General features: G+C 71.7%; 21 protein-coding genes and 1 tRNA gene. 8 read left to right on the forward strand and 14 right to left on the reverse strand.

Going from position 1 to position 23,353, the window contains the following annotated elements:
* The 4 genes from VFX14_11675 to VFX14_11690 form a co-directional block, all read left to right on the forward strand.
* A partial coding sequence (locus VFX14_11675; protein ID HEU5190339.1) for a GAF domain-containing sensor histidine kinase occupies nt 1-1,666 on the forward strand: 1,666 nt, incomplete at its 5' end.
* On the forward strand, nt 1,663-2,316 hold the full coding sequence (locus VFX14_11680; protein HEU5190340.1) for a response regulator transcription factor: 654 nt from the start codon (nt 1,663-1,665) through the stop codon (nt 2,314-2,316). The genes VFX14_11675 and VFX14_11680, both read left to right, overlap by 4 nt.
* Nucleotides 2,317-2,439: 123 nt before the next feature.
* Nucleotides 2,440-2,814 (forward strand): response regulator transcription factor, encoded by a 375-nt coding sequence (locus tag VFX14_11685; protein ID HEU5190341.1) that lies wholly within the window; start codon nt 2,440-2,442, stop codon nt 2,812-2,814.
* 37 nt (nt 2,815-2,851) lie between these two features.
* A complete protein-coding gene (locus tag VFX14_11690; protein HEU5190342.1) occupies nt 2,852-3,256 on the forward strand; it encodes a response regulator in 405 nt (134 codons plus the stop codon).
* A gap of 12 nt (nt 3,257-3,268) precedes the next feature.
* Here the strand turns inward: VFX14_11690 and VFX14_11695 are convergent.
* Nucleotides 3,269-3,344, reverse strand: a tRNA-Val gene (locus tag VFX14_11695).
* Between the two features lie 140 nt (nt 3,345-3,484).
* Here VFX14_11695 and VFX14_11700 point away from each other — a divergent pair.
* The 4 genes from VFX14_11700 to VFX14_11715 all read left to right on the forward strand — a co-directional run bounded on the left by VFX14_11700 (nt 3,485) and on the right by VFX14_11715 (nt 5,515).
* Complete coding sequence (locus tag VFX14_11700) at nt 3,485-3,961, forward strand: hypothetical protein (protein HEU5190343.1); 477 nt, start codon at nt 3,485-3,487, stop codon at nt 3,959-3,961.
* 662 nt (nt 3,962-4,623) lie between these two features.
* Entirely contained in the window at nt 4,624-4,842 is a 219-nt protein-coding gene (locus tag VFX14_11705; GenBank protein HEU5190344.1) for a hypothetical protein, read from the forward strand.
* A complete protein-coding gene (locus VFX14_11710) occupies nt 4,839-5,150 on the forward strand; it encodes a glycosyltransferase (protein HEU5190345.1) in 312 nt (103 codons plus the stop codon). The genes VFX14_11705 and VFX14_11710 overlap by 4 nt, the downstream gene beginning before the upstream one ends.
* 65 nt (nt 5,151-5,215) lie before the next feature.
* Nucleotides 5,216-5,515 carry an antibiotic biosynthesis monooxygenase gene (locus VFX14_11715; protein HEU5190346.1) on the forward strand — a complete coding sequence of 100 codons (300 nt, stop codon included), beginning with the start codon at nt 5,216-5,218 and terminating at the stop codon, nt 5,513-5,515.
* A gap of 11 nt (nt 5,516-5,526) precedes the next feature.
* On the opposite strand, the gene VFX14_11720 is transcribed toward VFX14_11715, so the two are convergent.
* The 13 genes from VFX14_11720 to VFX14_11780 form a co-directional block, all read right to left on the reverse strand.
* A complete protein-coding gene (locus tag VFX14_11720; GenBank protein ID HEU5190347.1) occupies nt 5,527-6,744 on the reverse strand; it encodes an ascorbate-dependent monooxygenase in 1,218 nt (405 codons plus the stop codon).
* A 108-nt stretch (nt 6,745-6,852) separates the two neighbouring features.
* Nucleotides 6,853-8,064, reverse strand: a complete 1,212-nt coding sequence (locus tag VFX14_11725) for an FAD-dependent oxidoreductase (protein ID HEU5190348.1) — start codon at nt 8,062-8,064, stop codon at nt 6,853-6,855.
* A gap of 12 nt (nt 8,065-8,076) precedes the next feature.
* Nucleotides 8,077-8,820 (reverse strand): ABC transporter ATP-binding protein, encoded by a 744-nt coding sequence (locus VFX14_11730; GenBank protein ID HEU5190349.1) that lies wholly within the window; start codon nt 8,818-8,820, stop codon nt 8,077-8,079.
* Nucleotides 8,804-9,547, reverse strand: coding sequence for an ABC transporter ATP-binding protein (locus tag VFX14_11735; protein HEU5190350.1), 744 nt, complete (start codon nt 9,545-9,547; stop codon nt 8,804-8,806). The genes VFX14_11730 and VFX14_11735 overlap by 17 nt, the downstream gene beginning before the upstream one ends.
* Nucleotides 9,540-10,535 carry a branched-chain amino acid ABC transporter permease gene (locus VFX14_11740; GenBank protein ID HEU5190351.1) on the reverse strand — a complete coding sequence of 332 codons (996 nt, stop codon included), beginning with the start codon at nt 10,533-10,535 and terminating at the stop codon, nt 9,540-9,542. Before VFX14_11740 ends, VFX14_11735 begins: the two co-directional genes overlap by 8 nt.
* Nucleotides 10,522-11,394 (reverse strand): branched-chain amino acid ABC transporter permease, encoded by an 873-nt coding sequence (locus VFX14_11745; GenBank protein HEU5190352.1) that lies wholly within the window; start codon nt 11,392-11,394, stop codon nt 10,522-10,524. Before VFX14_11745 ends, VFX14_11740 begins: the two co-directional genes overlap by 14 nt.
* A 16-nt stretch (nt 11,395-11,410) precedes the next feature.
* The gene (locus tag VFX14_11750; GenBank protein HEU5190353.1) at nt 11,411-12,733 is read right to left on the reverse strand and encodes an ABC transporter substrate-binding protein; all 1,323 of its coding nucleotides are present in this window, start codon (nt 12,731-12,733) and stop codon (nt 11,411-11,413) included.
* A 58-nt stretch (nt 12,734-12,791) separates the two neighbouring features.
* Nucleotides 12,792-13,757 carry an amidohydrolase family protein gene (locus VFX14_11755; protein HEU5190354.1) on the reverse strand — a complete coding sequence of 322 codons (966 nt, stop codon included), beginning with the start codon at nt 13,755-13,757 and terminating at the stop codon, nt 12,792-12,794.
* Nucleotides 13,758-13,767: 10 nt separating this feature from the next.
* Nucleotides 13,768-17,997, reverse strand: a complete 4,230-nt coding sequence (locus VFX14_11760; GenBank protein HEU5190355.1) for a DEAD/DEAH box helicase — start codon at nt 17,995-17,997, stop codon at nt 13,768-13,770.
* Nucleotides 17,998-18,061: 64 nt separating this feature from the next.
* Nucleotides 18,062-18,247 carry a hypothetical protein gene (locus VFX14_11765; GenBank protein ID HEU5190356.1) on the reverse strand — a complete coding sequence of 62 codons (186 nt, stop codon included), beginning with the start codon at nt 18,245-18,247 and terminating at the stop codon, nt 18,062-18,064.
* A gap of 140 nt (nt 18,248-18,387) precedes the next feature.
* Nucleotides 18,388-21,471, reverse strand: coding sequence for a tetratricopeptide repeat protein (locus VFX14_11770; protein HEU5190357.1), 3,084 nt, complete (start codon nt 21,469-21,471; stop codon nt 18,388-18,390).
* On the reverse strand, nt 21,468-22,880 hold the full coding sequence (locus VFX14_11775; GenBank protein ID HEU5190358.1) for a tetratricopeptide repeat protein: 1,413 nt from the start codon (nt 22,878-22,880) through the stop codon (nt 21,468-21,470). Before VFX14_11775 ends, VFX14_11770 begins: the two co-directional genes overlap by 4 nt.
* Nucleotides 22,881-22,926: 46 nt before the next feature.
* Nucleotides 22,927-23,353 (reverse strand): DUF4139 domain-containing protein (locus tag VFX14_11780; protein ID HEU5190359.1); only part of this gene is annotated, 427 nt, incomplete at its 5' end.

Raw genomic sequence — 23,353 nt, forward strand, 5'->3', positions numbered from 1 at the left:
GGCCGGTGTTCACGACGTGACGACGGTGGGCGAGCAGATCGTCGACAGCGTGCTCGAGATCTTCCCCGACTGCTTCGCGGCGGTGCGCGAGCTGGGCGCCGACGGCACGCTCACCGTCATCGCCGCGAGTCCCGGCGCCACCGATCTCTTCCCGCCCGTGGTGCTGACGCCCGACCTGGGTCTCGCCGGGCGAGCGGTGCGCCAGGGGCGAATTTGCTGGTCGGCCGACGTGCTGACCGACCCGGAGATCCACGTCCCCGAGAGCCGCCGACGCTCCTGGGCCGCCTCGAAGATGGTCAGCGCCCTCGCCGCGCCCCTGCGCGGCCGGGGCCGCATCGTCGGGGTGCTCTCGCTGGGCTTCCGCAAGCGGCGGGATCTGCCCGAGGACGAGCGCGCGCTGGCCCAGGCCTTCGCCGACCAGGCCGCCCTCGCCCTCGAGAACGCCCGCCTCTACGAAGAGACCGACCGCCGCCGCCAGGAGGCCGAGGTTCTCGCGGGCATCGCGCGCACCATGAACGCCTCGCTCGAGATCGACGCCATCCTGCAGCGGGTGGCCGAGGGAGCTCGCGCCCTCTGCCTGAGTGACATCGCGCGCATCGCGCTGCGCGATCCGGACAGTGGCGCTGTGGTGTTCCGCTACTGGGTGAACACGCGCTACAGCGGCTACGAGGCGGCGCGGCTCTACCCGGGAACCGAATCGCTCGGAGGGCTCGTGCTGATGACGCGCCAGCCCAAGCGCACCGACGACTGGATGGCCGACCCGCGGTTCACCAAGGACACCGCGCATGTCGTCCTCGCCGAGGGCATCATCACGCAGATGATCGTCCCGATCCGCATGGGGGACGACATCGAGGGGCTTCTCTACGTCGACAACCGGCGGCCCATCCCCTTCACCGACATCGACGAGGCCGCCCTCGTCCAGCTCGCCGAGCACGCGTCGATCGCCATCCGCAACGCCAAGCTCTTCGCCGCCGTGCAGGCCACCGGCGAGCGGCTGCAGGTGCTGTCGTCGCGCCTGCTCGAGATCCAGGAAGCGGAGCGGCGGCACATCGCTCGCGAGCTGCACGATGAGGTGGGGCAGGCCCTCACCGCGGTGAAGATCAACCTCCAGATGCTCCGCCGCCTGGATGACCGGGACGCCGCCGCGGGACGGCTCGATGACAGCCTCGGCGTGGTGGACCGCGTGCTCCAGGGGGTGCGTCGCCTCTCGCTCGATCTCCGGCCGTCGCTGCTGGACGATCTGGGCCTTCCCGCCGCGCTCCGCTGGTACGTGGGGGCGCAGGCTCAGCGTGCCGGCCTGGTCCAGGAGGTGATCGCGGGCGCCCTGCCCCCCGATCTGCCCTCGGCGCTCGCCACCACGTGCTTCCGCATCGTGCAGGAGGCGGTGACCAACGTGGTGCGCCACGCCCGCGCCACGCGCCTGACCGTCACGCTCGACACGGACAAGGGCACCGTCCACCTCGTCGTGCGCGACGACGGCGTAGGGTTCGACGTGGGGGCAGCCCGCCGGCGGGCCCTCTCGGGTGAGAGCCTCGGGCTGCTGGGCCTGGAGGAGCGCGCGGAGCTCGCAGGCGGCCGCGTCGCGATCGAGTCCGCTCCCGGACGAGGTACTACGGTGCGCGTGAGCCTGCCGCTCGGGCGGGCTGGCGATGAGGCAGACTCTTGAGCGCCATCCGCATCGTGCTCGCCGACGATCACGCGCTCGTTCGCGCGGGCGTGCGCTCGCTGCTCGCGTCCATTCCCGGCGTGGAAGTCGTGGCGGAGGCCCGCGATGGGCACGAGGTGATCGCCCTCGTGGAGAAGTGGCGGCCGCGCCTCGTGCTCATGGACATCGCGATGCCGGGGCTGAACGGCCTCGAGGCCACCGCGCGGCTGTCGAAGAGCCATCCCGAGACCGCGGTGATCATGCTCTCGATGCACGCCGCCGAGGAGTACGCGCTTCAGGCCCTGCGCGCCGGGGCCGCCGGCTATCTCCTGAAGGACGCCGATCTCTCCGAGCTGGAACTGGCCATCGGCGCGGTCGCCCGCGGGCAGACCTACCTGAGCCCGGCCATGTCCAAGCACCTCGTCACCGACTACCGTCGCCGCCTGGCCGAGCAGCCCGACCCCCTCGACCGGCTCACGCCCCGGCATCGCGAGGTGCTGCAGCTCCTCGCGGAGGGGCAGACGACCAAGGACATCGCCGTACGCCTCAAGCTATCGGTAAAGACCGTTGAGACGCATCGGGCTCAGCTCATGGATCGGCTCGACATCCACGATCTGGCCGGGCTTGTGCGGTTCGCCATCCGCGTGGGCCTGGTCGCCCCGGACGCGTGAGCCTTCGGCTCAGGGTTCTCCCTCCGCGATCTCGGGTTTTTCCTGACTAGCCGGCGCCCGCGCCCGCGCCTACTGTGCGGTATGCGCTTCGCGGCTCAACCCGCGCTCGCGTCCCAGACGACGATGACCACGACCGTTCGCATCATGCTCGTCGACGACAGCCGCACGTTCCTGGACTCCGCCGGCGCGCTCCTCGACGCGATCCCGGGCTTCGAGGTGGTGGCGCGCCTGCGCTCGGCGGAGGACGCCCTGGCGGAGCTTCGCTTCACGCGTCCCGACGTCGTGATCCTCGATATCCACATGCCGGGGATGAGCGGCCTCGAGGCTGCCCGCCGCATCAAGACGCGGCCCACGCCCCCACGCGTGATCCTGACGACCATTCACGACGGCTCGGAGTATCACCGGGCCGCCGGCGCGGTGGGGGCCGATGCCTTCATCGCCAAGTCGGAGTTCGGCGCCCGCATCGGCGCGGCCGTGCTCGGTACCGAATCCAACTGATCCGCCGGACCATGCATCCCCGCGGAGAGGTATCGCTGTGAGCTTCATTTCGCCGCTTCGCGTCCTCGTGGTCGATGACGAGCCCACCGTGCGCAACCTCATCCAGGATCTCCTCACCGCCGACGGCCACGAGGTCGAGACGCTGGCCGACGGCCGTCAGGTGCTGGCGCGCGTGGCCGCGGTTCCCTTCGATGTCATCGTGACCGACATGCGCATGCCGGCGATGAGCGGGCGCGCGCTGCACCAGGCCCTGACGGCCACCCATCCCGAGCTGGCCCGGCGAATCGTGTTCATCAGCGGCGATCCTCTCGCGGCCGCGACCGATGTAGTTCTCGCCGCGGCGGGCGCGGCGACGCTGGCGAAGCCCTTCACGTGGGAGGCGCTCCGCGACGCCTTGCACGCCGCGGTGGATTGCGGGCGGGAGCACGTCGGCGCGAAGTAGAAGGGCGGGAAGTGGTAGGCGGGGTGGGTATCGATCCCACGACCTCGGCCTTGTAAGGGCCGCGCTCTCCCAGCTGAGCTACCCGCCTACGTCCTCACGTCACGCGGCGACACGATTCTACCGCAGAAATCCTCCGGCTCGACGAGCCGCGCCACATCTGCGGCTGGCCCGATCATTGCAGCCTCCCTTGCTCAGGGAATCGAGAAACCCGAGAAAGTGAGGCGCGGCATGATGAGGACATTTCGTGGGCTCAAAGGATTGGGCATCGTCGCATTAACAATGGTGAGCGCGGCCGCCTGTGCGCAGCCGGTCACCACCTCGACCACGCCGGTCGCGGTCCAGGCGAGCACTCCGACGGTAACTTACAACTACCGGACCGACGCGGAGTTGCTCCAGGCTAACCAGAACGCTATTACCTACTGCGGGCAGTATCAGACCACCCCACGGACCGGGTCGATCACGAACAACTCTGACGGGAGCAAGACGGTGGTGTTCGATTGCGTGGGGCCGGTGGTCGCGTCGACGGCTCCCGTGCCGGTGGTGCCGGGCGGCATGAGGTACCAGTACCGGACGGATCAGGACTTGGTGCAGGCGTCGCAGAATGCCAGCGCGTACTGCGCGCGGACCGGTGCGCTGCCGATGACGTCCAACATCATCACGAACGCGGATGGGTCGCGGACCGTCGTGTTCCAGTGCTCGCGCTAGCTGATCGGCGCTAGCATCGCGCACTGATCGCCTCGCCCCCGGGCGGAGCCGAGACTCACCGCCCGGGGGCCGGGGCTCGGCCTGGCATCGGAGGCGCCGCTGGCGCCTGGCGCCGGACGCCGCTCTTTGCTACGAATGGGGGCGATGCTCCTGCCCCTCGCGTCGTGACGCCGCGCATTCTCGTCGTCGCGCCGCGCGTGCCCTTTCCTCCGAACATCGGCTGGAATCAGCGCATGGTCCACTCGCTGCGGGCGCTCTCGGCCGTGGGGACCGTCGATCTGGTCTGCGGCCGGGAGGAGCCCTTCGTTGAGGTCGATCTCGACCGCTCGAGCCGCTCTGCCGGTCGGTCCGCCTCGTCGATCTGGCGTTCGTCCCCGATCCGCCCGGGCCGCGCAGCCGCGCGGCGGCCCTGCATCGCTCCGTACTGTCGCGCCACCCGACGCACGTCGCGCAGTTTCCCGCCCGTGTGCTCGCGGGCGCCGTCGAGCCGCTGGCGCGTGAGGCCGACCTCATCTGGACCGTCCGGCTGGGCCTGGCGGAGTGGCTGCCGCATCGCGTCGTTCCCTGCTCGGCTGCGGGAGCGTGTCCTCGTGATGCCCAATGGCTTTCCGCCGGGCCTGCTCGCCTACGCCGCTCATCGGCCTCCGAGCGGACCGACGATCGTGTTCCTCGGCACGATGGAATACAAGCCGAACGTCGATGCGGCCTTCTGGCCCGCAAAGGAGATATTCCCGTCGATCGCGCGCCGCGTGCCCGAGGCGCGGCTGCTCCTCGTCGGCCACGACACGCGGCATCGCCTGCGCCGCTCGTCGACGGTCGCCGCATCATTGCCACGGGCTCCGTTGCGGACGTGGCGCCACTCGTCGGGGAGGCCGCGGTGAGCGTCGCGCCTATCCGCGCGGGTAGCGGTACCCGCATCAAGATCCTCGAGGCGCTGGCGCTCGGCGTCCCGGTGGTGTCCACCACGCTCGGGGCCGAGGGGCTCGACCTCGTCCCGGGACGCGAAATCGTCCTCGCGGATGCGCCCGAGGCATTTGCCGAGGCGGTCGTGCGCCTGCTGACCGATCGTGCAACGCGAGAGGCCATGGGCCACGCGGGACGGGCGGCGGTCGCCCGTGCCTACGACTGGAACCGCATCGAGGCGCGGCTCGGGGATGAGGTTTGGGGATGGCTGGCCGCGCCCAATTGAAGGGGTGTAGGGTGGATCCGGCAGAAGCGCCACGTCCGACGCTGCACCCAAGGGGAGGAGCGGACATGATCATGCGGATCACGTGGGGGAAGCTCCGGCCCGGATCGTGGAACGAGTTCGAGCGAACCTACAACACCACCGTGGCCGCCAAGGGCCGCGCGATGAAGGGGCTGCGCGGACGCTGGCTGCTGCAGGACGCCGCGGACAAGGACACCGGCTTCGCCGTCAGTCTCTGGGAGACCGCGGGCGACATGCACGCCTACGAGCAGAGCGCGCTATATACGAAGGAATTCGCGCCGGCGCTGCAGCCGTTCTTCGTCGGCGACTACAAGACGTACCGCTGCGACGTCAAGTACATGCAGTAAACGCCCCGGGCCTAGCGCGCGGCGACGCCGGCATACGCCGGCTGATGCCCGAGGTGCTCTCTGTCCACCGTGGCCCGTATGAAGGCGATGCACATCTCGTCGGTGGTGGCATCCCCCCAGCCGACCTCGCGCGGCGGGTTGGTCGGGTTGCGGCGGTTGCGGGTGGAGTTGTCGTAGACCGCCTCGACGTCGATGCGCGTCCCGCCGGGGAGCGGCACCGGCTCGCGGAAGGTGTAGCTCCCCTGCCAGTGGAAGTCCCAGTCGTCGACGTAGATGAGCGGCCGGCTCGTGCCGTCGGGATAGGTGACCGTCACGCGCATCTCCCGCCCCAGCAGATGCATGTGGGGCGACACGCCGATGGCGTGCATGTGCCACATCGGCGGGAGCGTGAAGCTCGCGCGCACGATCCAGCGCTCCGCGTCCGCCGGGATGCGGAACTGCTGATTGAGCACCGGGATCACGCGCACCCGCTTGTCCACGGTGGTGCGCGCGAACCGCAAGCCGAGCCGGCTGAGCTCCTGCACCGCGGCGCCCGTGCGGTTGTGGTAGTGCACCTGCAGCACCAGGCGCGCGCCGGCGGGGAGCAGAATCCCGACGCCCTCGGGCATGGCGATGGGCCGTGCGCCGGGCGCCCAGCCGCCCACGCCCGCCTGCGCGCCGGTGAAGCCCGGCCCGCCGAAGCAAGTGTAACCGGGCCCCGGCTCAGCCCGGTCGAGCGCCTCCGCCTGCCCCGAGGTGTCGATGTAGGTGAGCAGGTGATGGACGATGCGGCGGTCACCGGGCAGGAACTCCGCGGAGGCGACGTAGCGATCCTCCGCGAACGCCGTGGGAATCACGAAGCAGCGGTAGAGATCCTGGTCGCCCGCGGGCACGTCATAAGCCACGCTCGGCGTCAGCACGACGTCGGGGTCGCCGGCGGTCCACTGCGCGGGAAAGACACGTGGCGGCGGCAGATCGCGCGGGTCGCCCTCGGGCGCGCCCGCCGTCACCCAGGCGCGCAGCCGCGCGATCTCCGCGTCGCTCAGCCGGCGCTCGTCGATGAAGTCCCCGTGGCCGGGCACGGGCGGCCAGGGCGGCATCTTCCGCCGCTCGACTGTTCGAAGCATCTTGTTTCGACGTGCATACGCCGCGTCGTAGCTGGTCAACGGGAAGGGCGCGATCTCACCGTCGCGGTGGCAGGACTGGCAATGCTGCGCGAGGAGCGGGGCGATGTCGCGCGTGTACGTCACGCCATCGGGCCCTCCGGCGGCGGGCACGGCCAGCACACCGGCGAGGAGCAGACTCGCCCCCAGCCCGCCGCGCCCGCTAGGGATCGCGGTGCTCCATGGGGTGGAATTCTAGCCCAGTCCGCGCTCCTCTCGCACGCGCCCCCGCGGAGCCGCCTCCGCCAGGACCGGCAGGGGCGCGCCCGCGTGCACCGAGTCGGCGAGGAGCTTCCCCGCCATCGGGCCTCGGCCGAATCCCGACGACGCCAGCCCGCTGACGATCCAGAGATGCTCGCGCTCGGCGATGCGGCCGATCAGGGGCTTGCCGTCGCGGGGAAAGGGCATGAGCCCAGCCCAGGTTCGTGCGATCGGCACGTCCTGGAGGAACGGCAGCACGCTCGCGGCGTGGGCGTGATTCACCGTGATCCCCCCGGGCTCGGGCGCGGTGTTCTCACCCACGCACTCGCGGTCGCCGCCGAAGACGATCTCGCCGTTGCGGCGCTGGCGGCCGTAGAGGTGCCGCGTGACGCGGCGACCGTCGCGGATGGTGAGATTGGGGGGATCGGTGCCGGCGTCGCGGTGCCAGTCGTAGGCGGACTCCGCAGCGGAGATGGTCTGGAACACGGTGGGCGGCAGCGCGGCCGAGGCCCACATCTGGCCGCGCACGGGCACGATGGGCACGTCGAGATCCAGCATGGCGCCCAGCGCGGCGCACCAGGCCCCCGCCGCCAGCACGAGGACTTCGGCGTCGAGGGCGCCGTGGGCGCTGCGCGCCCTCCACCCACCTCCCGGGCGCGGAGCCAAGGCGGAAATGGCCTGGCCGGTCACGATGCGCGCGCCGTGCCGCGCGGCCAGGGTGGCGAAGGCGCGCGTGCCCTTCACAGGATCGGCCTGAGCGCGGAGGGGCGAGTACATCGCGCCCAGCAGCGAGGGGGAAAAGCCCGGCTCGAGCGTGCGGGCGTCGCGGGTCGTGACCAGCTCCACGCGCTGACCGTGGGCCTGCATGTCGGCCACCCGGCGCCGGGTGAACTCGTGCTGCTCGGGCGTGTGAATGGCCTGGAGCGAGCCGGAGCGGCGAAACTCGCAGTCTTCGCCCTCCTCGAGCTGGACCCGCTCGAACAGCTCGACGCTGCCCGCGGTGAGATGGTCCTGAAGGTCTCGCCGATCGCTCCAGCCCACGCAGTCGATCAGCCCCGCATTGAGACCGGAGGCGGCACCGGCGATTTCGCCACGCTCGACCACGGTGACCGCGTGGCCAGCGGACGCGAGGTAGTAGGCGGCGGAGCAGCCGGCGATGCCGCCGCCGACGATCAGGATCTCGGTGCCCCGCGCTCCCGCCGCCATCGCCGACGCCGGCTAGATCCCGAGATACGCCTTGCGGACCAGCTCGCTCCCCAGCAGCGTCGCGCTGGTGCCTTCCATGACCACGCGTCCCGTCTGGAGCACGTAGCCCCGGTCGGCCAGCCCCAGCGCGGAGGGCACGTTCTGCTCCACGAGCAGCATGGTGAGCCCTTCGCGTGCGTGGAGACGGCGGAGCACGTCCATGATCGTCTCGACCAGCCGGGGCATGATGCCGAGGCTCGGCTCGTCCAGCATGAGGAAGCGCGGGCGCGACATGAGGGCGCGGCCGATGGCGAGCATCTGCCCCTCGCCGCCCGAGAGCGTGCCCGCCCGCTGCCGGGCGCGCTCACCCAGGCGCGGGAACAGCTCGAACACCCGCGCCAGCATCTCCCGCCGATGCACGGGGTCGGCGTTCGTGGCGCTGCCGAGCGTGAGATTCTCGGCCACAGTGAGCCGCGCGAAGAGGCGCCGCCCCTCGGGCACCAGCGCGATCCCCAGCCGCACGCGATCCGGGGCCTCGACGGCATCTGCGCGCTTGCCCGCGAACCAGATCTCGCCCGCCTGCGGGCTCACGAGCCCGGCGATGGCCTTGAGCAGGGTGGACTTGCCCGCGCCGTTGGCGCCCACCAAGGCCACCATCTCCCCCGCCCCGATGCGGAGGGACACGCCCTGCAGCGCGAGCACGCCGGTGGCGTAGGCCACGCGCAGGTCGCGCACCTCGAGCAGCGGCGTGGCGGTGGGGCTAGTCGCGCCGGCCATGCGGCGCCCCCAGATAGGCGGCGATCACCTGGGGATCGCGCACGATCACCTCCGGGCGGCCGTCGGCGATCTTCTCGCCGTGATCGAGCACGACCACGCGGTGCGAGAGCGGCATCACGACTTCCATCACGTGCTCCACCACGCAGATGGCCAGATGCATGGCCGCATGCACGCGGCGCACCAGCTCGACGGCGGCGGCAGTCTCCGTCGGCGTGAGCCCGGACATCGCCTCGTCGAGCAGCAAGAGGCGGGGCTCGGTGGCGAGGGCGCGCGTGATCTCGAGCCGCTTCTTGTCGGCCAGGGTGAGCGCCGCCGCCATCTCGCGCTCCTTGCCGCGCAGGCCGGTGAACTCCAGGATCGCGAGGGCCTTGGACTCGGCGCGGGCCAGACTGTTCGTGCGGGTGAGCGCACCGCAGATCACGTTGTCGAGCACGCTCATGCGTCCGAACGCGCGCACGATCTGCCAGGTGCGCGCCACGCCGCGGTGGCAGATGCGGTCGGGCCGGGCGCGGCTCACGTCGTGGCCGTCGAAGACGATGTGGCCCTGGTCGGGGTGGTAGTGCCCACTGATGCAGTTGAAGAGGGTGGTCTTCCCGGCCCCGTTGGGGCCGATCAGCCCCACGATCTCCCCGGGCGCGATCTCGAGGGACACGTCGCGGTTGGCGGTGAGGCCGCCGAACTGCTTCGTGCAGCCCTCGACGCGCAGCAGCGGGGCCGCGCTAGCCACGGCGGAACCACCGCGCCCACGGCAGCGACAGGAGGCCGCTCGGCCGGAAGGCCGCCACCACCATGATGATGATGCCGTACACGATCACGTCGAGGCCCCGGCCGGCGAGCGGGCCCGAGCCCAGCGTGGCGCTCATCCCCTGCGAGATGGGGATGAGGATCAGCGCGCCGAGCAGCGGGCCCCACAGCCGCCCGATGCCGCCCAGCACCGTCGAGATCATGGGCAGCACCGACCAGTTCATCTCGAGCACCTGATCGGGGAAGACGGCCAGCGCCCAGAAACCGTAGAGCACGCCGCCCGCCGCAAACACCGCGGCGGTGAGGCAGCGCGCGGCGGTCTTGTAGACGCGGCTGTCGATGCCGATCGCCTCCGCGCCTTCCTGGTCGTCGCGGACGGCGCGAAAGTAGTAGCCGAGCTTGGAGCGGTCCACGCGGTGGGCGAGGTACATGGTGAGGACGAAGAGCAGCAGCGCCACGTAGTAGTACGCGAGCGCCTTGCTGCGGCCGCCCCAGCCGAGGGTCCAGAGCGCCTCCAGCGTCGTCTTGGCCGGCGCGAGGGGAATGAAGAGGCCGCGGCTGCCGTTGATGAGCTCCCAGGTCGCGCCGATGGGCTGGGCGATCATCCACATCGCCACGGTCGCGATGGCGAAGTAGTGGCCGCGCAGCCGCGTGACGGGAAACGTGATCGCGGCACAGATCACCATCGACACCATGATGCCCGCAAGCATGCCGAGCCACGGGCTCCAGCCCCAGTGCACGGCGGCGAGGGCGGCCGTGTAGGCCCCTGTCGCGAAGAAGATGCACGGGCCGAAGTCGAACTGCCCGGCCCAGCCGCCGATGAAGTTCCAGCCCACGCCCAGCATCGCGTAGATGAAGACGAGGAACCCCACCGTCTGGAAATAGGTGTAGCCCGTCGTCTGAATGAGCAGCGGATACGTGAGCGCCGCGAGCAGCCCGACGCCGAGGGCGATGCGCTTAGAAGCGACCAAAGAGGCCCTGCGGGCGGAAGAGTCCGATGAGGAGGTAGGAGCCGAACACGAACGCGTCCTTGAAGGCGGGCGGGAGGTACACCACGGTCACGCTCTGGACCACGCCGACCAGGAGCGCGGCGCACAGCGTGCCGAGGATGCTCCCGAAGCCGCCGAGGGCCACGATCGCATAGGCGAGCACGGTGAAGGACAGGCCCACCTGCGGGTACACGGAGAAGAAGTTCGCGAGGATGACGCCCGCGATACCCACGAGCGCGGCGCCCAGGCCCCACGCCACCGCGAACATCTTCTGCGGCCGGATGCCCACGAGCATGGCGGCGTCACGATCCTCGGACGTCGCCTGCAGCGCCAGGCCGAACTCCGTGCGATCCACGAGCAGGTAGAGCGCGATGAAGAGCGCCAGGGCGAGGAGGCCGGCCAGGAGCAGCGGCACCCCCAGCTTGATGCCGAGCACCGAGAGCTGCACCCCGGAGAGGTGAGAGAGGACCGTGTCGGACACGAAGCGGTAATCGCTGGTGAAGAGCGCCACCACGCCGTTCTGGAGGAAGAGCAGCAGCCCCACTGTGGCGAAGATCTGCGCGAAGGCGTCGCCACGTTGTACCCGACGCATGAGCTGACTGTAGGTCAGCACGCCCAGTCCGTAGATGGCCAGCGCCACCGGCACCATCGCCACCAGCGGATCCCAGCCGAGCGTGCTGGAAAGCCACCACGCCCCGAACATCCCGAGCATCATGAACTCGCCGTGGGCGAAGTTGACCATCTCCATCAGCCCCCAGATGATGGCCAGCCCCACCGCCACGAGGGCGTAGAGCAGCCCCATCTGGAGGCCGTTGACGACGGCCTGGACGAGCTCGGTCACGCGGACGCGCTCGCGATCACTTCGCGGGCTTGGGCTTCGCGTCCCGCTCCTGCCAGGTCGGGCTCGGATACACCGGCGTGTAGCCGGCCTGCTTGGCGAGATCCCACGGCCAGATCGTGTGCTTCTCGCCGTCCCAGCCGATCTGCGTCACCACGCCGGTGGCCAGCTCGTTCTGGTTGGTCTTGTCGAAGCGGATGCCCTTGTAGTCGATGATCATCTGGTCCGGGGGCGTGTTCGTGTCGGCGGCCGCCTTGGCGAGCACGGCGGGCTCGACGGACTTGGCCCGGTTGATCGTGTCCGCCACCCAGAGCATGCCGGTGACCTGGCGCATCGCCAGCTCGCCCATGTCCTGCCCGCGGCTGTACTTCTTGTAGATCTCGTTGACCTTCTTCCACGAGGGCTTCTTGCTGGCGAGGTCGATGGCCGTCGGATCCCGCCCCAGCCACCCCGCGCCGCCATTGGTCTTCTTCTGCGCCTCGAGCCAGGTCTGATCGGAATAACAGCCGTTGCTGGTCGCGATCACCCTGGGCATCCAGCCCGCGCGCTTGGCGTCGGCCTGGAACACCGCCGACTCGGCCGGGTACTGCACGAAGAAGAGGATGTCGGGATTGGCCGACTGTAGCCGCTGCACCTCGGAGGCCAGGGTGGTAGCGCCGGTCTTGGTGGTGAGGTCGGCCACCACCTTGAAGCCCGCCTTGGCGGCGTGCTCGAGCGCGATCTTGTGATTGTCCTGGCAGAAGAGGTTGTCGCAGGTGAACACCGCCACCGTCTTGAGATCCGTGGGTCCGCCGTTCTTCGGCCACTCCTGGAGGAAGCGGAACACGCTATCCACCATGACGCGATCGTGCGGGCCCGTGCGCCAGAACCACTTGAAGCCCTTCTCGGTCAGCGTGGGCGAGGCGCAGGCGTGGCAGGAGAGCGGGATGCCGTAGCCCTCGACCACCGGCTGGATGATGGAGGTGTTGCCGCTCGTCCCCTCGCCGTCGACCCAGTGCACCTTGTTGACGGTGATGAGCTGCTCCACGAGCGTCCGCGCGAGGTCGCCGCGGCTCTGGTCATCGCGCACCACCAGCTTCAGGGTGGCGCCCCCGAGCCCGGGGAACCCCTTGCCCGGCCCCAGGGGGACGTTGAGGTCCGCGTAGTCGTTGTTCACGATGTCCTCGACGGTCTGGTTGGCCCAGAGATACTGCTGGCCGAGGCTCGCGAAGTTTCCGGTAAGAGGGAGGAGCACGCCGATCAGAACTTCCTTGGGCGCCTGGGGCTCGGCCCGCTCGAGCGCGAGGCCTCCCACCACGATGATGGCCACCAGGACAGGGACGAGGATCCGGATTCCGCGCATGGGCTAGGCCCTCCTCGTGGGAGGGGATAACACGAAAGAAGGGTCGGCGTCGAGGGGGCTAGTCGAGCCGCTCGAGATGAAACAGGCGCGCGGCATTGCGCCAGAGCACGGCCTCGCGGTCCTTCTCTCCGAGCTCGAGACCGGCGAGCAGTGCGAGCGCGTCCTCCAGCGGCGCCCACACCGGCGGCTGATCGTTCCCGACGACGAGCCGCTCCGGCCCCAGCACCTCGAGGAGCAGGCGCAGCGCGGGCACCGACCACACGTTCGTGTCGACGTGGAAGCGCCGAAGATAGGACGACGGCTCCATGCCGAGCACGTCGGGCCCGTGCCAGCGCTCGGGCCGGTATGCCATCCAGGTCGCATCGAGCCGCCCGGCCACGAACGGCAACACGCCGCCGCCGTGCGCGAGGAGCAGGTTGAGGCGCGGGTAGCGATCGAGGGCGCCCGTGAAGATGAGCCGCGCCGCGCACACCGCGGTCTGCGTCGGCCGGCCCACGATGAGGGAGAGTACGAAGTCGCGCCAGTGCTCGTTGGCGGGCAGGTCGCGAGTGGGATGCACGAACAGCGGGCGGCCCAGCCGCTCCGCGGCGGCGAGAAGCGGCGCGCACGCAGGATCGTCGAGATAGCGGCGGTCGTCGGAGGGATTGACGAGGGCGCCGGCGAAGCCCAGCTCCTCGACCATGCGCTCGAGCTCGCGCGCGGCGCTCTCCCCGCCCCAGGGGTCCACGCAGCCGAGGCCGATGAGGCGCCCGCGATGCCGCGCGATCAGCGCGGCGAGGCCGTCGTTGTAGAGGCGGGCGCGGTCGGCGCCAGACCACGCCGGCAGCTCCTCCGCCGAGGTCTCCATGAAGAAGGAGTCCGAGACGAGGGCGTGGGTAATGCCGCACGCGTCCTGCGCCTCCAGCATGCGCGCGAGCACGCGGCGCTCCGCGGTGACGTAGCGCGGGCTGCTCCCGCCGGGCAGGCGCGCGAGCACCGCGTCGGGCAGGACATGCGCGTGGCACTCGACGAGCGGCGGGGGCATGGGGGGTGCCTCAGCGCGGAGGAGGTGCCGCGGCGCGGGGGGCGCGGCGGTCGGCCTCTTCGGGCATGGGCACGCCGTCGCGATAGACCACGTGATGCCCGAACACGGCGGGCACGCGCGGCCCCGGCGTCACGATGCCGACGAGATTCAGCGGGTCGCAGGCCGACACGCGCAGGGCCTGGCCGTCGGGCTGCTCGCGTCGGATCGCGCGCAGCGCCTCGAGCGCCTCGGGGGCCGCGAACTGCTCGCCCACGAACCCGCCCACGATGCGGCCGCCGCGCAGCTCCCCGCGCATCTCGAGCCGCCGGTAGACGCGCAGGAGGTCGCGCCAGGCCGGCGTGCCGGACTCGCGCTGCAGGAGATCACGGAAGACCACGCCGTACCGCTTCACGTATTGCCGGGCCTTCGCCTCGGTCACGTCGTCTTCTGCGGGCGGCGCGGGCGCCGCGAGCAGCGCCCAGCGGCCGGTGCCGGTGGACGGGCGGGCGCCCGGGCGCGGGCGACCCGGATGGGGCCGGCGGCGCTTCTCGTTGTGCATGAGGCTGCGCAGCCCCGCGAATCCGTCACCCGTGACGAGCCCCGCCGTCACGAGCTCGCAGAGCGCCTCCTCGACCTCGATGCGGAGACGGCGCACGTTGATCGCGATGTCGTCCACGAAGGAAGCGCCCGCGCGCTGCAGGTGCGCGAGGACGTCGCGCGCGGGCCCGGACGGATCGCCGGCGAGGGCGCCGTCGCGAGGCTCCAAGAGCCACGGCAGATCGCGGCGGAGGAGGAGCGCGAGGGGCACGGTGCCGGACAGTCGCCGCCCGGCGTGGCGCGTGGTCGCGTGTAGTCCCAGCCGGCCCCACGTGGCCTCGCCCGAGAGGCACGCCTCGTCGAGCCACGCGGGCTCGTAGCGATGCAGGCGTCCCGGCAAGATCTCGCGCTCCCAGGCGCCGGCCGCGGCCTCGAAGCCCTGGAGGCGCTCGATCACGCGGAGCAGGCCGTCACGGCCGTGCTGCTGGGCGCCGGGCCGCGCGTGCTGCCATGCGAAGAGGAAGCGGATCAGCGCCGCGGCCGGCACGGGCTCGATGAGCCGGCGCAGGCCCTCCAGCGTGCGGCGGTGGATGCGCGCGAGCAGGCGGCGGTCGCACCACTCGAGCTCGTGATGGGTGATGGCCGCGGCGGTGGACGTGAAGCGTCCGCGCAGGGCGCCCCCCTCGGCCTCGATCGCGGTGAGGGCCGCCTCCATCTCGCCCGGCGTGACATCCAGCGGCGCGGCCAGCACGGGCGCGGTGACCGGCCCCACCAGACCCAGACGCGCGCGCACGACCTCAACGAGGGCGCCCTCGCGGCCCGACCAGGCGGGCGCCCGGCGCGCGGGCGGCTCGACGACGTCGGGCTCGAAGCGATACCCGGGCCACACTTCGGCGGCCAGCGAGCGCCGCTCCGCCGGCACCCAGAGCGTGCGCCCATTGCCGCGGAGCCGGGCGGCGCGGCGCGCGGCGATCAGCTCGTCCATGAAGCCGGTCCACTCGGCGGCCTCCGGCTCCGGCAGCGCGCCCAGATCGAGGAGCAGGTCGTGCAACTCGTCGGCGTTGCGGAGATCGGGCCGCGCCTCCTCCACCACGGCCGCGATCGCCTCGGGGTCGAGGCGACCCATGTCGGCGGCCACCGCGGCGGGCAGCCCGCGCCGCAGCGCCACCGCACGAGCGCGGCGCTCTTCCAGCGGTGCGTCGTCCAGGAAGGTGTAGGGATTCGAGTTCAGGATCTCGTGGGCGAACACCGAGGGCTCGGGCGTGTCGCGTACGAAGCACTGGATGCGCCCGGCTCGGAGCGCCTCGAGTCGCGCGCGCAGGCCCTCCGTGTCCATCGCTTCGGTGAGGCAATCGCGGAGTGTCTCGGTGACGAGCGGGTGGTCGGGGATCTCGATCGGCCCCGCCGCCATGTTGTCTTGGCAGGCGAGCTGAGCGGGGAACACGGCGACCAGGAGATCCTCGGCGCGTATGCGCTGGAGGTACGGCGGCACCTTCTTCCCACCCGACCAGCGCAGGAGCGCGAGGGCCCGCGTGGCGTTCCAGCGCCAGCGCGTGGTGAACATGGGCGCCTGTAGCGCGGCCTGGGTGAGGAGCGCCTCGAGCCCGCGCGGGTGCACCATGCCCGTGACCGTCTCCAGCGGGAAGCTGTGCTGCGGCCCCAGCGAGAGCAGCACGCCGTCGTCGGTGGCGGCAGCCTGCAGCTCGAAGTTGAAGCTCTGGCACAGCCGCTTGCGCAGCGCCATGCCCCAGGCGCGATTGACCCGCCCTCCGAAGGGGGCGTGCACGACCATCTGCATGCCGCCGGCCTCGTCGAAGAAGCGCTCCACCACCACCGTGTCGAGAGTGGGCACGGCGCCCAGGGCGGCGCGCGCAGCCGCGATGTAGTCGCGGGCGAGCAGCGCGCCGCGCGCGTCGAGCCCGGTCTCGTCCATGAGCCAGCGCGCGGCCTCCTCGGGATCGTCGAGACGCTCGACCACCGCCGCCCGCACCGCCGAGACCTCCGCGGACAGCTCGGGCGTGCGCGCCGGCCCCTCGCCCAACCAGAACGGGATCGTGGACGGCGCGCCGCCGGCGTCCTCGACGCGCACCTTCCCGCTCTCGACCCTCCGGATTCGCCAGGAGCTGTTGCCGAGGAGGATCACGTCGCCCGCCATCGACTCGATCGCGAAATCCTCGTCGAGCGTGCCGATCGGGGTCTCGTCGGGCTCCAGCACCACCTGGTAGGTCCCCGTCTCGGGAATCGCGCCGCCCGAGGTGATCGAGATCAGCCGCGCGCCGCGCCGGGCCGTGAGACGCCGTCCCACCGCGTCGCGATGCAGCCGCGCCCCGACCCGCCCCCGCCGCGTGGCGATGCCGTCGGCGAGCATGTCCACCACGGCGTCGAAGTCTTTGCGTAGAAGGTCGCCGTAGTTCGCGGCCCGCCGACACAGCGCGAAGAGCCGGTCCTCGTCCTGGTCCTCGCCGGCGCAGATCGCCACGAGCTGCTGGGCGAGCACGTCCAGCGGCGCGCGCCGGAGCGCCAGCGCGTCGATCTCGGCGCGGCGGGCCGCGCGGACCAGCGCCGCGCACTCCACGAGCTGGTCGCGGGTGAGCGGGAAGAGCCGTCCCTTCGGCGTGGCCGCCAGCGCGTGCCCGGAGCGGCCCACGCGCTGCAGCGCGGTCGCGATGGAGCGTGGCGAGCCGAGCAGGCAGGTGAGATCCACCGTGCCCACGTCGATGCCGAGCTCCAGCGAGGCGGTGGCCACCACCAGGCTCAGCTCGCCGGACTTCAGCCGCTGCTCGGCGTCGAAGCGGCGAGCCCGGCTCAGGCTCGAATGATGGGCGGCCACGCGCTCCGCGCCCAGGCGCTCGGCGAGATGGCGCGCCACCCGCTCGACGAGGCGCCGCGTGTTGACGAACACTAGCGTGGAGCGGTGCGCGCAAGCCATCTCGGCCACGCGGTCGTAGATCTCCTCCCACTGCTCGTGCGTGCAGACCGCGCCCAGCTCGTCGCGCAGGACCTCGATGCGGAGATCCATGTCGCGGCGCTGGCCCACGTCGACGAGTGCGGGCATCGGCCGGGTGGCGCCTACGAGCAGCCGTGCCGCCGTCTCGATCGGGCGCACGGTGGCGGAGAGGCCCACGCGTTGAAGCCGCGCGAACCCGCCGCTCGACGCTGCCACCAGCTCGTCCAGTCGCTCGAGCGAGAGCGCCAGATGAGCGCCGCGCTTGTCGCCCGCCACCGCGTGGATCTCGTCCACGATCACGGTGCGGACGTCGGCCAGCCATTTCCGGCTGGAGTCGGCGGTCAGGAGGATGAAGAGCGACTCGGGCGTGGTGACGAGAATGTGCGGCGGCCGCTTCCCCGCCTGACGGCGCTCGTGGGCGGGCGTGTCGCCCGTGCGCACCGCGGTGCGAATCGCCGGAGCCGGCAGGCCGGCCGCCAGCGCCGCCGCGGCGAGCTGGGTCAGTGGCTCGTCCAGGTTCCGCCGGACGTCGTTCGAGAGGGCCTTCAGCGGGGAGACGTAGAGGATCTGGGCGCGATCATCGAGGACACCCTCGATGGCCTTGCGGAAGAGCTGGTCGACGCAGGCGAGGAAGGCGGCGAGGGTCTTTCCGGAGCCGGTGGGTGCGGTGAGGAGGACGTCCCGACCGGCCGCGATCAGGGGCCAGGCCTGCGCCTGAACCGGAGTGGGCTCCGCGAACCGCGCGCGGAACCAGTGCTCGACGACGGGGTGGAACACCTCTTCAGTATAGGCACCCCGTCGAGGGCCGGGGTAGAGGCGCCCGGCACGCCGCGGTGTCTACCTAGGCGGCCTTCTCGAGCGGAACGGCGGCCGGCCGCTTGGGCTTCAGCTCCGTCGCCTCGGCCTTGACGTCATCCTTCTTCCGCAGCACCAGCCAGGCGGCGATCTGCTCGCCGAGGAGCCAGAGCGGAAGGGCCAGAGCGGCCAGGTAGGTGAGCCCGTGTGTCACCACCGTATTGAGTTCCATGGCGTCGCCCTCCTGGCTCCGTCCATTGGCACAGGGCGTGCCAACTACACAGCGAAGCCAGATCAGGCACTTACGCCGCGGGGAGGTGCCTGGACTTCGGGCTGAGCGCCCGGCGCGCGGGTCTGAAGCCCGACCGGGGCTCAGTTGATGCCGAGCGACTTGAGGCCGGCGCGTGCTGACTCGACCAACTCCGGCTCCGCGTCCTTGGCGGCGACGAGCTTCCTGTACACGATGACGGCGGAGTCGTTCTGGCGGAGGGCGGCGAGCGACTGGCCGGCGCCCAGCAAGGCCTTGCGGCCCCACGGGGAGTCGGGCGCGAGATACGCCGCCGTCATGTACGCCTGGACGGCCTCGGCGTGCTGCCCGGCCGCGCGATAGCCTTCGCCCAGGCGATAGGAGGCCTCCGCCGCCGAGCCGGGATCCTCGGCGTCGAGACCCTTCTGGAACAGCGGGCGAGCCGCGTCCCACTTCCCCTCGCTCTGCAGCAGGCGGGCCTGGCTCACCGCCGCCCGATCCAGGCCCTCCGCCGACGGATAGTCACGGCGCACACGCGCGTAGAGCTCGAGCGCCTTGTCCTTCTCGCCCCCGGCCTCGTAGGCCTGCGCGAGCAGAACGAGCGCGCGCGGCGCGCGCGCATCGCCCGCATGGCCCTCCACGAACTTCTCGAGGCGCGGCCGCGCCTCGGGCGCGGCGCCCGTGCGGAGTAGCGACTCGGCGAAGTCGAGCGCGCCCGCGTCGTTGCCGGGATCGCCGGGATAGCGCGTCCCGAGGCTGGTGTACGCATCGCGGACGATCGCCCACTGACCGTCGCGCGCGGCGCCCGCGCCAAGCGCGGCGAGCGCCACCGGCGCGGCCGGGCTCTTCGGGTAGTCGCGCGTGACCCGCTGCGCGAGCTGCTGGGCCTCCGGCCACTTCTTCTCCTCGCCGGCCAGATAGATCATGCCGGCGAACAGGCCCGGCGCGATGGCGGGATCGGGCGAGCCCTTGAGCAACGGCTCCGAGAGCTTGCGGAATTCGTCGTTCTTGCCCTGGTTGAACGCGATCGCAGCGAGACCGTACTCGGCGGCGCTGGCGGCGGGGCCGGCCGATGCATCGCGCACGGGGGCGAACTCACGCGCCGCCTCGTCCCACTGCCTCGCGTCGAAGGCGAGCACGCCGAGGCCGAGCCGCGCCGCATCCTCCCCGTCGAGCAGCGCGCTGCGAAGATCGGTCCGCGCGTCGCTCGCGCGGCCCATGCGGAGCAGGGCCACGCCGCGCGCGAACCGCATGCGCGCGTCGAACGGCGACAGCGATCCGCGCGCGGCGAGATCGTCGAGGTCGCGCAGCGCGGCCGCCGGGTCCCCGGCGCGGAGGAGGAGGATCGCGCGATTGAGCCGCGCGGTGCGCCCGGCCTCGGTCTCGCCCGCGCGGTCGATGACCCGGGTCAGGAGCTCCCGCGCGCCCGCCTCGTCCTTGGCGTTCGCCGCCTGCTCCGCGGCGAGGAGCAGCACGGCGGGCACCCGCGGATCGTCGCCGACATCGCGCGCGAAGCGGTCCCACTGCTCGCGGGCCGCCTCGGGCCGGCCGCGGCGCAGCTCCGCCCAACCGAGCGCGAGGCGGGCGGAGGCGGCCAGAACCGGATCGGTCGGCTCGGCGATCACGCGGCGATAGAAGTCCGCCGCGCGGTCGTACTGGCGAAGGCCGTAGGAGGCCTCGCCGGCGATGACCGCCGCGGTGGCCCGCAGGGGGGGCGTCGGCGACCGATCCGCGATGAGCTGCTCGGCGCCGGTGCGCGCCTGCTCGAGCTCGCGGCCCTCGAGGTCCATCTGGGCCAGCCGCGCCCCCGCGAAGGCGCGCACATCGGCGCTGCCCTGCCCCTGGCGCGCGCCCACGAAGCGATCCCGCGCCTCCGCGGTCTGGCCGGCCTGACGCAGCGATTCCGCGCTCAGCGCCAGCACGTAGGCGCGGGTGGGCGGATCGAGGTCGAGACCGAGCAGCTCGGTGAAGATCGCCTCCGCTTCTCCGGTGAGCTTCTTCTCGACGACGTGTCGGGCGAGCAGCAGGCGCACCGGCACCACGAACGGGCCCTTCGTGTCGAGCGCCTCGAGCTGCTTCGCCTCGTCGCGCGCGGCGCTGAAGTCGTCGAGGTCGAGGAGGGCCCGCACCAGGCCGGCCCGCGCCCAGGGCGCCTCGCGCGTGCGCGGATAGGCGACGAGGAGCCCGCGATAGGACTTCACCGACTCGAGCGGCTGGCCGGCCTCGCGTCGCCACCAGCCCAGGCGCATGAGGCCGGATTCGATCAGGAGCTGCGGGCCCGCCGCCGTGAAGACCTGCAACCGCTGCGCGGCCGCCACTGGATCTCCCAGGCGGCCCAGCGTGTCGCCCAGCCAGTACGAGGCCTCGGCGGCGAGGGGGCGCGGCAGGCTTCCGTTCAGCAGCGCCGCCCACTCGTCGCGCGCCTCCGGGTACCGCTTGAGCGCGTGGAGGGCCAGCGCCCGACCGTGTCGCGCCGTGGGCACCAGCTCCGGTCTCACGCTGCCGCGGAGAAAGTTCTGGAAGATGTCGAGGGCGCGCTGCGCGTCGCCGCGCTCGAGCGTGACCCAGCCCAGCGAGTGCGTGGCGTACAGGCCCAGGTCGTCGCGCGGGTTCTCGCGGGCCACCGTGTCGAGATAGCTGGCCACGCTGTCGCGCCGACCCAGCCGCAGGATGGTCTCCGCGGCCCAGTAGCGGGCCTCGCGGATCACCGGCCGGTCACCGCCCTTGTTCACCGCGGCCTGGAACTCGGCCAGGGCGGGCTCGAGCTCCCCCTTCTGATAGCGCGCGCGGCCACACTCGAGCAGCTCGGAAGCCACTCCGAACACGCTACCGAGGGGATTGCACGCCAGCGCGCGCGGCGACGGCATGGGCAGCGTCGGCCTGAGGCCAAGATCGCTCGCCACCGCGGGCGGCGGGAGCTGCGGGAACGGCGCCGGCGACGCGGGCAGCGCCAGCACGGGGAGCGGTACCGCCGGCTTGTCCAGCGGCGGGGCGGCCAGACGCAGCGCGGGCACGATGTCCGGCGGCGGCAGCAGCGGCCGCGGGACAGCTGCGGGCGCCGGCGCGGCGGCGGGAGGCGGCGTGGGCGCAGCGGCGGTGGCGGCCGGCGTCGCGCCGGGCGTGGCGGGTGGCGTCTGACCTTGGCCCGGCGCGGCGACGGCCAGCGCTGCGAGCAGAGCCAGCAGCGCGGCGGCGCGCGGGAAGGTCATCGTGGCGCCACCGCGCGCGGCTTGGGCGCCGGCTTCTCGGGCGCGGGCTGGGGCTTGAGCTGCGCGGCCACCGCGGTCTTGCGGGTCCGCGCCCACGCGCGCAGCTCCTTGTCCGGGCAATCGGCTGCGACCTGATCGTAGTAGCGGATCGCCTCGGAGAGCTTCCCCTGCTCCTCGAGCGCGAGCCCCGCTCCCGCGATGGCGCGATAGCGCACGGCAGGATCGTCGGAGCCCGCCTCTGCTGCCGCCCGGAAGGCCTGGAGCGCGGGAGCCGAGCGCTTCTGCTTGAGCTCGCTCTCCCCCAGCAGGAGCTGGGCCTGGGCGCGGATGCCCGTGTCGTCGCTCTTGGCCGCGCCGCGCGCAAGTGTTGCCGCCTCCTTGAAGCTCCCGCGGCCGAAGGCCCCCTGCGCGAGATCGAGCGACGCGCGCGCCGCCAGCGGATGGTCGGGGAACTCCTTGCGGAGCGCGGCCCACGCCGTCTCGGAATCCTTCGGGCGGTTGAGTCGGGTCGCGATGAAGCCGGCGTCGTAGAGGCCCTCCGCCGTGCGCGGCTCCTGTGCCATCAGGAGCTTGTACTCCTCGGCCAGCTCGTCCTTCCGCCCGTCCTTCAGGAGCCGCTCGACGACGGTGCGCCGTGCCTGGTTGGCCAGCTCGTGCTGGGGATACTTGGCGACGAATGCGCGGAGGTCCGCGATCCCCTCGTTGCGCTCGCCCGCGGTGATACGCGCGTAACCCTGGAGGTACAGCGCCTCGGGGATGTGCTTGGACTTGGGATAGCGCTCGGGATAGCCGCGCAGCAGTCCGACCGCCTCGTCGTAGCGCTTGGCATCGACCAGAGCCCGCGCGAGGTAATAGGTCGCCGAGGGCACGGTGGCGTGGTCGGGGAACGCGCTCACGAGCTGGCGGAAGGCGTTGATCGCGGCGTCGCGATGCTTGAGCTCCAGCTCCGACCAGCCGAGGCCGTACAGGGAATCCGGGGCGAACTTCGAGGCCGCGTTGGCGGACACCACGCCTTGGTAGGCGCCACGCGCGCCATCGTAGCGGCCCAGCCGGAACAGGGTCTCCGCCTCCCAGAAGCGCGCCTCCTCGGGCTCGCCCGGCGGGGGGGTCAGGGTCCGCGCCTGGCGGAAGGCGGCGAGGGCCGGCTCGAGCGCGCCCTCGCCGAAGCGGACCTTGCCGAGCAGCAAGAGCGCGTCGCCGTACCGGCTATCCGTGGGATAGCGCTCCACCAGGCGCTCGAGGGAGACGCGCGCCACGCCGTTGAGCCGGTCCTCGAACGCGCGCTGTCCCACCAGCCAGAGCCGTCCGGGCTCGTCGAGGGCCGCGGTGGCCCGCGGAGTCCCCAGGAGGAGCGCCGAGACCGCGCCGGCGAGCAGCAACGCGAGGGGTCCGCTCGGCGATCGCGTCATGCTCTTTCACCGTATCACGGCCCCCCGCGCCTGCCATCCAGTTGCCTCAGAAACGAAGACGTACCCGATAGGTGAGCTTCGCGGACGACTCCTTGGGGATACTGATCTCGTACTTGAGGGTATGCGCCTCGACCTTCTCGTAGGGATGGGTGGACGAGAGCACCTGCCAGTCGCCGGGCACCGGCTCGATCACTGTCACCGTCTGGACCTCGGCCTTGTGATTGCGCAGGGCGATCTCCCACTCCACCTCGTAGAGGTTGCCGGCGATCTTCCTCCAGTCCTTCTGGGTGCGCTCGCCCACCACGTCGAAGGCGTTGCCGAGCTTGATCTTCACCCGCTCGTCCTTCGCGGTGTGGTCGATCCAGTCCTCGCCGATGAACTGCTGACTGCCGCTCGCGTCGGCCTTGTAGACGCGAACCTTGCCCTTGGGCAGCGGCAGGCCCAGGCGATTCTCCTTGCTGTTGCGGATCTCG

It is taken from the genome of Candidatus Methylomirabilota bacterium, assembly GCA_035764725.1.
Lineage (GTDB): Bacteria > Methylomirabilota > Methylomirabilia > Rokubacteriales > CSP1-6 > DASRWT01.

Bases quoted from the DNA above. Each gene is read 5' to 3' on its own strand.
- VFX14_11685 (HEU5190341.1), top strand. From the start codon at position 2,440: ATGACCACGACCGTTCGCATCATGCTCGTCGACGACAGCCGCACGTTC.
- VFX14_11700 (HEU5190343.1), top strand. From the start codon at position 3,485: ATGATGAGGACATTTCGTGGGCTCAAAGGATTGGGCATCGTCGCATTA.
- VFX14_11715 (HEU5190346.1), top strand. From the start codon at position 5,216: ATGATCATGCGGATCACGTGGGGGAAGCTCCGGCCCGGATCGTGGAAC.
- VFX14_11725 (HEU5190348.1), bottom strand. From the start codon at position 8,064: ATGGCGGCGGGAGCGCGGGGCACCGAGATCCTGATCGTCGGCGGCGGC.
- VFX14_11730 (HEU5190349.1), bottom strand. From the start codon at position 8,820: ATGGCCGGCGCGACTAGCCCCACCGCCACGCCGCTGCTCGAGGTGCGC.
- VFX14_11750 (HEU5190353.1), bottom strand. From the start codon at position 12,733: ATGCGCGGAATCCGGATCCTCGTCCCTGTCCTGGTGGCCATCATCGTG.
- VFX14_11755 (HEU5190354.1), bottom strand. From the start codon at position 13,757: ATGCCCCCGCCGCTCGTCGAGTGCCACGCGCATGTCCTGCCCGACGCG.
- VFX14_11765 (HEU5190356.1), bottom strand. From the start codon at position 18,247: ATGGAACTCAATACGGTGGTGACACACGGGCTCACCTACCTGGCCGCT.
- VFX14_11770 (HEU5190357.1), bottom strand. From the start codon at position 21,471: ATGACCTTCCCGCGCGCCGCCGCGCTGCTGGCTCTGCTCGCAGCGCTG.
- VFX14_11775 (HEU5190358.1), bottom strand. From the start codon at position 22,880: ATGACGCGATCGCCGAGCGGACCCCTCGCGTTGCTGCTCGCCGGCGCG.